Origin of the sequence: uncultured Sphingomonas sp. (genome assembly GCF_964250165.1) — a bacterium.
GTDB lineage: Bacteria > Pseudomonadota > Alphaproteobacteria > Sphingomonadales > Sphingomonadaceae > Sphingomonas.
This window is the reverse complement of sequence record NZ_CAXUEK010000108.1, coordinates 1-6,092: the sequence shown is the minus strand read 5'-3', so window position 1 is coordinate 6,092 and position 6,092 is coordinate 1. Positions and strand designations below refer to the sequence as shown.

Below are 6,092 nucleotides of genomic sequence, written 5' to 3'. Positions count from 1 at the left end.
CGCCGCGGAAACCGCCGCCACCGCCGCCGCCACCGCTGAAGCCGCCACGCCCGCCGCCGCCGAAGCCGCCGCGATCACCACCGCCGCTAAAGCCGCCACTGCCCCCGCCACCGGAGAAGCCGCCGCCGCTAAAGCCGCCACGATCACCGCCGCCGAAACCGCCGCTCTCGAAACCGCCGCCGAAGCTCCCGGAGTCGCCCCCGAAATCGCCCTTGCCGCCGCCTCGTGTCCCGCGGCGGCCGCGCTCACCTTTATCGTAACTCATAAACCCTGTTCAGCATCCCGGCCCGTCCGTATCACCCTCAAGAACCCGGCGCCGGACGACGATCTCAGGCCTTCAGGCGCGAAACCCTTTGCGCCTTATCCCGCATTTATCACCTTCCGGGCAGGGCTGCGAGAGATTCGTGCGGTCGCGCCGCAAAAAAGCCGCGATCCTTGCGCGAGCGTGGCCGAAACGGCACAGGCTGCGGCGATGGACGTGTTCGCCCTGTTCGCCAGCCCCGCCGCCTGGGCGGCGCTGCTCACGCTGCTCACGCTGGAGATCGTGCTCGGCATCGACAATCTGGTGTTCGTCTCCCTGCTCTCGAACACGGTGCCGGCGGCGGACCGTCGCCGCGTGCGCCGGCTCGGCATCGGGCTGGCGCTGGGTTTGCGGCTGCTGCTGCTGTCCGGGATCGCGTGGCTGGTGCGGCTGACCGCGCCGGTGTTCGATCTGGGGCTGGCCGGCCCGCTCGGCGCGCATGGCGAGCCGACCTTCGAGACGGCCTTTTCCTGGCGCGACCTGATCCTGATCGCGGGCGGGCTGTTCCTGGTGTGGAAGGCGACGACGGAGATCGGCCACACGGTCGACGGCGGGCATGACGAGGGCGTCGCGTCCTCTCGCGCGGCATCGTCGGTGGGCGCGGCGATCGTGCAGATCCTCCTGCTCGACATGGTGTTCTCGCTCGATTCGATCCTGACCGCGGTCGGCATGACCGACGAGCTGCCGATCATGATCGCCGCGGTGATCCTGGCGGTGGGCGTCATGCTGCTCGCCGCCGATCCGCTCGCCGACTTCATCGGCCGCAATCCGTCCGTGGTGATGCTGGCGCTCGCCTTCCTCCTGATGATCGGGCTGGTGCTGATCGCCGACGGCTTCGGGGTGCATGTGCCCAAAGGCTATATCTACGCCGCCATGGCGTTCTCGGCGGCGGTCGAGTCGCTCAACCTGATGCGACGGCGCCGGGCGAAGGGCTGACGACGGGGCTCGTCATCCCCGCGCAGGCGGGGTCCATCGTCTGAGAGCGCGTGAGCGGCTCCTTTCGCCAACGCCAATGGATTCCCGCCTGCGCGGGAATGACGGGAAGCCTTATTCCGCCGCCAGCACGTCCTCGCGCTCCTGCGCCTGGCGCGCCCACATCTCGGCATACAGCCCGCCGCGCCGCAGCAGGTCGGCGTGCGCACCGCGCTCGGCGATGCGGCCGCCATCCAGCACCACGATCTGATCGGCGTGCACCACCGTCGACAGCCGGTGCGCGATGACGATCGTCGTGCGCCCGCGCTCGATCGCCTCCAGCGTGTCCAGGATCGCCGCCTCCGTGCGGCTGTCGAGCGCGCTGGTCGCCTCGTCGAGGATCAGCACCGGCGGATTCTTGAGCAGCGTCCGCGCGATCGCGACGCGCTGCTTCTCGCCGCCCGACAGCTTCAGCCCGCGCTCGCCGACCCGCGTCTCGTAGCCGTCGGGCTGGCCCATGATGAAGCCGGCGATCGCCGCGCCTTCCGCCGCGCGCGCCACCTCGGCGGGCGTCGCGCCCGCGCGGCCATAGGCGATGTTGTAGCCGACCGTGTCGTTGAACAGCACCGTGTCCTGCGGCACGATCCCGATCGCCTCGCGTAGGGACGCCTGCGTCACCCGCGCGATATCCTGCCCGTCGATGGTGATGCGCCCGCCGGTCAGGTCGTAGAAGCGGAACAACAGCCGCGCGAGCGTCGACTTGCCCGCGCCCGACGGCCCCACCACCGCCAGCGTCTCGCCCGGCGCGATGTCGAGGTCGATGCCCTTCAGGATCTCGCGGCCGGGATCATAGGCGAAGCGCACGCCCTCGAACCGCACCCGCCCGCGATCCACCACCAGCGGCGGCGCGCCCGGCGCGTCCGTCACTTCCGCAGGCGTGTCGGCCAAATCGAACATCGCCCCCATGTCGAGCACGCCCTGCCGGATGGTGCGATAGACCATGCCGAGCAGGTCGAGCGGCCGGAACAGCTGCGACAGCAGCGTCGACACCAGCACCACGTCGCCCGGCGTGAACCGGCCGGCGCTCCAGCCGCGCACCACCAGCACCATCCCGAACGCCATCATCGCGCCGGTGATCAGCGCCTGGCCGATGTTGAGCCAGGCGAGGCTGTTCTCGGACGCGGTCGCCGCGTCCGCATAGGCCCGCATCGCATTCTCGTAGCGCGTGCCCTCGCGGCTTTCCGCGTTGAAATATTTCACCGTCTCGAAGTTCAGCAGCGAATCGACCGCATGCGCGACCGCGCCGGTATCGAGGTCGTTCATCCGCGTGCGCAGGTTCGCGCGCCAGTCGGTCACCATGCGCGTGAACCAGATATAGGCGACCACCATCACCAGCGTCGCCGCGACCAGCCAGCCGCCGAACCGCGTCTGGAAGATGCCGATGACGAGCGCCAGCTCCAGCACCGTCGGCGCGATGTTGAACAGCAGGAAGTAGAGCATGGTGTCGATGCTCTTGGTGCCGCGCTCCACCACCTTGGTCACCGCGCCCGTGCGCCGCTCCAGGTGAAAGCGCAGCGACAGCTGGTGGAGGTGACGGAACACCTCGGCCGCCAGTCGCCGCGTCGCATCCTGGCCGACGCGCTCGAACACCGCGTTGCGCAGATTGTCGAACAGGGTCGAGCCGAAGCGCGCGGCGGCATAGCCGACCACCAGCGCCACGATCAGCGTCGCCGCGCTGCGATCCCCCCTCGCCATGCCGTCGACCGCGCCCTGCAGCGCGAACGGCGCGCCATAGACCTGGACGAGCTTGGAGCAGACCACCAGCGTCATCGCGCCGATGATCCGCGCCTTGAGCACCGGCTCGCCCGCCGGCCAGAGATAGGGCAGGAAACGTCGCAGCGTCGGCCACAGCGGCGGGTCGGTCTTGGAGATCGGTGTCGGATCGGCGGGCGGCATTCGCGCCTATGTAGGAAGGACGGCGCGATCCCGAAAGGAACGAACGCCCATCCTCCCCGGGGAAGGCTAGGGGCGCTCGATCGGCAGCGCCCAGCGGATCTGTTCGCGCAGCAACGCTTCCAGCGCCATGTCGCCCTGCACATGCGCCGCCGCCCGCTTGCGCAGGAGCGCGACCAGCACGACGCAGCGCGTGTCCGGGATCCGCTCCCGCCGTCCCTTGGCGAGCGCCAGCGATAACCGGGCCGAGAGCATCGTCATGGCCGCGCCGTTAACCGCCGAGCCGTGTCCTCGCCGTTGTCCGATACGGTTAACGGCCGGGCCGGGCCCACAGATCGGCATCGCGCGGCGTCGGCGGATAGAGCGTCCCGCGTCGCGCCGCCAGCCAGGCCGCGCGCGCGATGAAGCCCAGCTTCGCCGCCTTGCCCGTCGTCACGCGCCGGTCCCACGCGTGCGGCCCGCGCCGCGCCACCTCGCGCCCGATCGCGCCGTAGATGCCCGCCGCCGCCAGCACCGCCCAGGCGCTGCGATAGGACAACGCCGGCGTACCCGCCCGCGCGCTCGCCTCGAACCGCGCGGCGCTGTCCGCCAGCCGCCGCGCCAGCACCGCGACGCGCGCGCGGTAGGCCGGCTGCAGCTGCTCGCCCGGCGGCACACCGGCCTCCGCCAGCCAGTCGGCGGGGAGGTAACAGCGCCCGCCCGCATCGTCCTCCGCCAGATCGCGCGCGATGTTCGCCAGCTGAAAGGCGAGGCCGAGATCGCAGGCCCGGTCGAGCGTCGCGGCGTCGTCCGGCCGCACGCCCATCACCACCGCCATCATCAGCCCGACGACGCCCGCGACATGGTAGCAATACCGATAGAGGTCGTCCTCGGACGTCGGCCGCCACGCCGCCCCGTCGAGCGCGAAGCCCTCGATCAGGTCGCGCGGCCAGGCCGGCGGCAGCCCCGTCTCGCGCGCGACCAGCCCCAGCGCGTCGAACGCCGGATCGCCCGTCATCTCGCCCGCCAGCGCCGCCTCGGTCAGCGCGCGCGCCTCGGCGACGCGGGCCGGCGCGTCCGCCACCGCCGCCATCGCGCCGCCGCCCGCCTGCCCGTCGACCAGGTCGTCGCAGCGCCGGCACCAGGCATAGAGCAGCCAGGCCCGCTCGCGCGTGACGGGATCGAACAGCCGGGAAGCGGCCGCGAAACTCTTCGAGCCGCGCGCGATCGACGCGCGCGCCGCGGCGACCAGCTCGGCCCGGGTCATGCCGTCAGCCTGCCGCCCCGGCGAAGGTCACAGATCGCGCGCCGTCATCTGCGTGATCGCCTGCGCCGGCCGGAACGCCGCCATCCGCGCCAGCAGCTGATCCAGCGCCTCCGCCACGATCAGCAGCCCGCGGTGCTGCGCGCGCAGGAAGCCGACCGCCGCCATCTTCTCCCAGAAGGCGATCAGCCCGTCGTAATAGCCGTGCGCATTGAGCAGTCCGACCGGCTTGGCGTGATAGCCGATCTGCGCCCAGGACAGCGCCTCCCACAGCTCGTCCATCGTGCCGGTGCCGCCGGGCAGCGTCACGAAGCCGTCGGAGCGCTCGGTGAAGGCCTGCTTGCGCTGGTGCATCGTCGCCACGACGTGCAGCTCGGTCAGCCCGAGATGCGCCACCTCGGCATCGACCAGCGCCTGCGGGATCACGCCCACCACCTCGCCGCCCGCCGCCAGCGCCGCATCCGCCACGGCGCCCATCAGCCCGAGCCTGCCGCCGCCATAGACGATGCCGATCCCGCGCTCGGCGAGCGTGCGCCCGACATCGCGCGCCAGCCCGAGATACGCCGGGTCCGCGGGCGTCGCCGAGCCGCAATAGACCGCGAGACGGTTCACCAATCCTCCCCGGCACGGGGAGGGGGACCGCCCGCCGCAGGCTGGTGGTGGAGGGGGCGCCGCCTCGCGGGGGTCACCTTGATCGGAACCCCCTCCACCATGCCGCCACGCGTCATGGCCCCCTCCCCGTCCCGGGGAGGATTGCCGACCTCGTCACCGCGCCTCGGCCAGCATCAGCGCGGCCGTCGCCTTGGCGCTGCCGACCACGCCCGGGATGCCCGCGCCCGGATGCGTGCCCGCGCCCACGAAATACAGGTTCGGGATCTGGTCGTCGCGGTTGTGGACGCGGAAATACGCGCTCTGCGTCAGGATCGGCTCCAGCGAGAAGGCACTGCCGAGATGCGCGTTGAGGTCCTGCGCGAAGTCGGGCGGGGCGTAGCTGAACTTGGTCACGATCCGCGCGTGGATGTCGGGGATCAGGCGCCGCCCGATCTCGTCGAGGATGCGCCGCTCCAGGATCGGGCCGACCGTATCCCAGTCGAGCGGCGCCTTGCCCATGTGCGGCACCGGCGCCAGCGCATAGAAGGTCGAGCAGCCCGCGGGCGCCATCGACGGATCGGTGACGGTCGGGTGATGCAGGTAGAGCGAGAAATCCTCGCTCAGCACGCCATGGTCGTAGATGTCGCTGAGCAGCCCCTTGTAGCGCGGCCCGAACAGGATCGAATGGTGCGGGATGCCCGGCCACGTCCCCTTGACCCCGAAATGCACCACGAACAGGCTGGGGCTGTAGCGCTTGCGCTCCAGCCGGGCCGCCGTGCGTTGCGCCGCGCGCGATCCCGCCAGCAGCGCCTTGTAGGTGTGCATCACGTCGGCGTTGCACGCGACCGCGTCGGCCTCCCCCTGCCAGCCGCTCGCGGTGCGCACGCCCGTCGCGCGGTCGCCGAGCGTGTCGATCGCGGTCACCGGATCGCCCAGCCGCACCACGCCGCCCAGCCGCTCGAAATGGGTGACCATGCCCGCGACCAGCCGGTTGGTCCCGCCCTTGGCGAACCACACCCCGCCGTCGCGCTCCAGCTTGTGGATCAGCGCATAGATCGCGCTGGTCGTCATCGGATTGCCGCCGACCAGCAG

The 6,092-nt window shown here is 71.3% G+C and carries 6 protein-coding genes; 1 reads left to right on the top strand and 5 read right to left on the bottom strand.

Annotation, left to right across the window (positions count from 1 at the left end):
* Positions 1-472 precede the first annotated feature (472 nt).
* A complete protein-coding gene (locus tag ACFE64_RS14595; protein WP_375393186.1) occupies positions 473-1,237 on the top strand; it encodes a TerC family protein in 765 nt (254 codons plus the stop codon).
* 111 nt (positions 1,238-1,348) lie between these two features.
* Here the strand turns inward: ACFE64_RS14595 and ACFE64_RS14590 are convergent, their stop codons facing one another.
* From ACFE64_RS14590 to crtI, 5 genes are all read right to left on the bottom strand, one after another.
* On the bottom strand, positions 1,349-3,169 hold the full coding sequence (locus tag ACFE64_RS14590) for an ABCB family ABC transporter ATP-binding protein/permease (protein WP_375393185.1): 1,821 nt from the start codon (positions 3,167-3,169) through the stop codon (positions 1,349-1,351).
* A 66-nt stretch (positions 3,170-3,235) separates the two neighbouring features.
* Positions 3,236-3,427, bottom strand: a complete 192-nt coding sequence (locus ACFE64_RS14585) for a hypothetical protein (protein ID WP_375393184.1) — start codon at positions 3,425-3,427, stop codon at positions 3,236-3,238.
* A 49-nt stretch (positions 3,428-3,476) separates the two neighbouring features.
* Entirely contained in the window at positions 3,477-4,412 is a 936-nt protein-coding gene (locus tag ACFE64_RS14580) for a phytoene/squalene synthase family protein (RefSeq protein WP_375393183.1), read from the bottom strand.
* A gap of 27 nt (positions 4,413-4,439) precedes the next feature.
* Positions 4,440-5,021, bottom strand: a complete 582-nt coding sequence (locus ACFE64_RS14575) for a TIGR00730 family Rossman fold protein (RefSeq protein ID WP_375393182.1) — start codon at positions 5,019-5,021, stop codon at positions 4,440-4,442.
* 153 nt (positions 5,022-5,174) lie between these two features.
* Positions 5,175-6,092 (bottom strand): phytoene desaturase family protein (gene crtI / locus ACFE64_RS14570; protein WP_375393181.1); only part of this gene is annotated, 918 nt, incomplete at its 5' end.

Excerpts from the sequence above, each read along its gene's own strand:
- ACFE64_RS14580 (WP_375393183.1), bottom strand. The coding sequence starts at position 4,412 with ATGACCCGGGCCGAGCTGGTCGCCGCGGCGCGCGCGTCGATCGCGCGC.
- ACFE64_RS14585 (WP_375393184.1), bottom strand. The coding sequence starts at position 3,427 with ATGACGATGCTCTCGGCCCGGTTATCGCTGGCGCTCGCCAAGGGACGG.
- ACFE64_RS14590 (WP_375393185.1), bottom strand. The coding sequence starts at position 3,169 with ATGCCGCCCGCCGATCCGACACCGATCTCCAAGACCGACCCGCCGCTG.
- ACFE64_RS14595 (WP_375393186.1), top strand. The coding sequence starts at position 473 with ATGGACGTGTTCGCCCTGTTCGCCAGCCCCGCCGCCTGGGCGGCGCTG.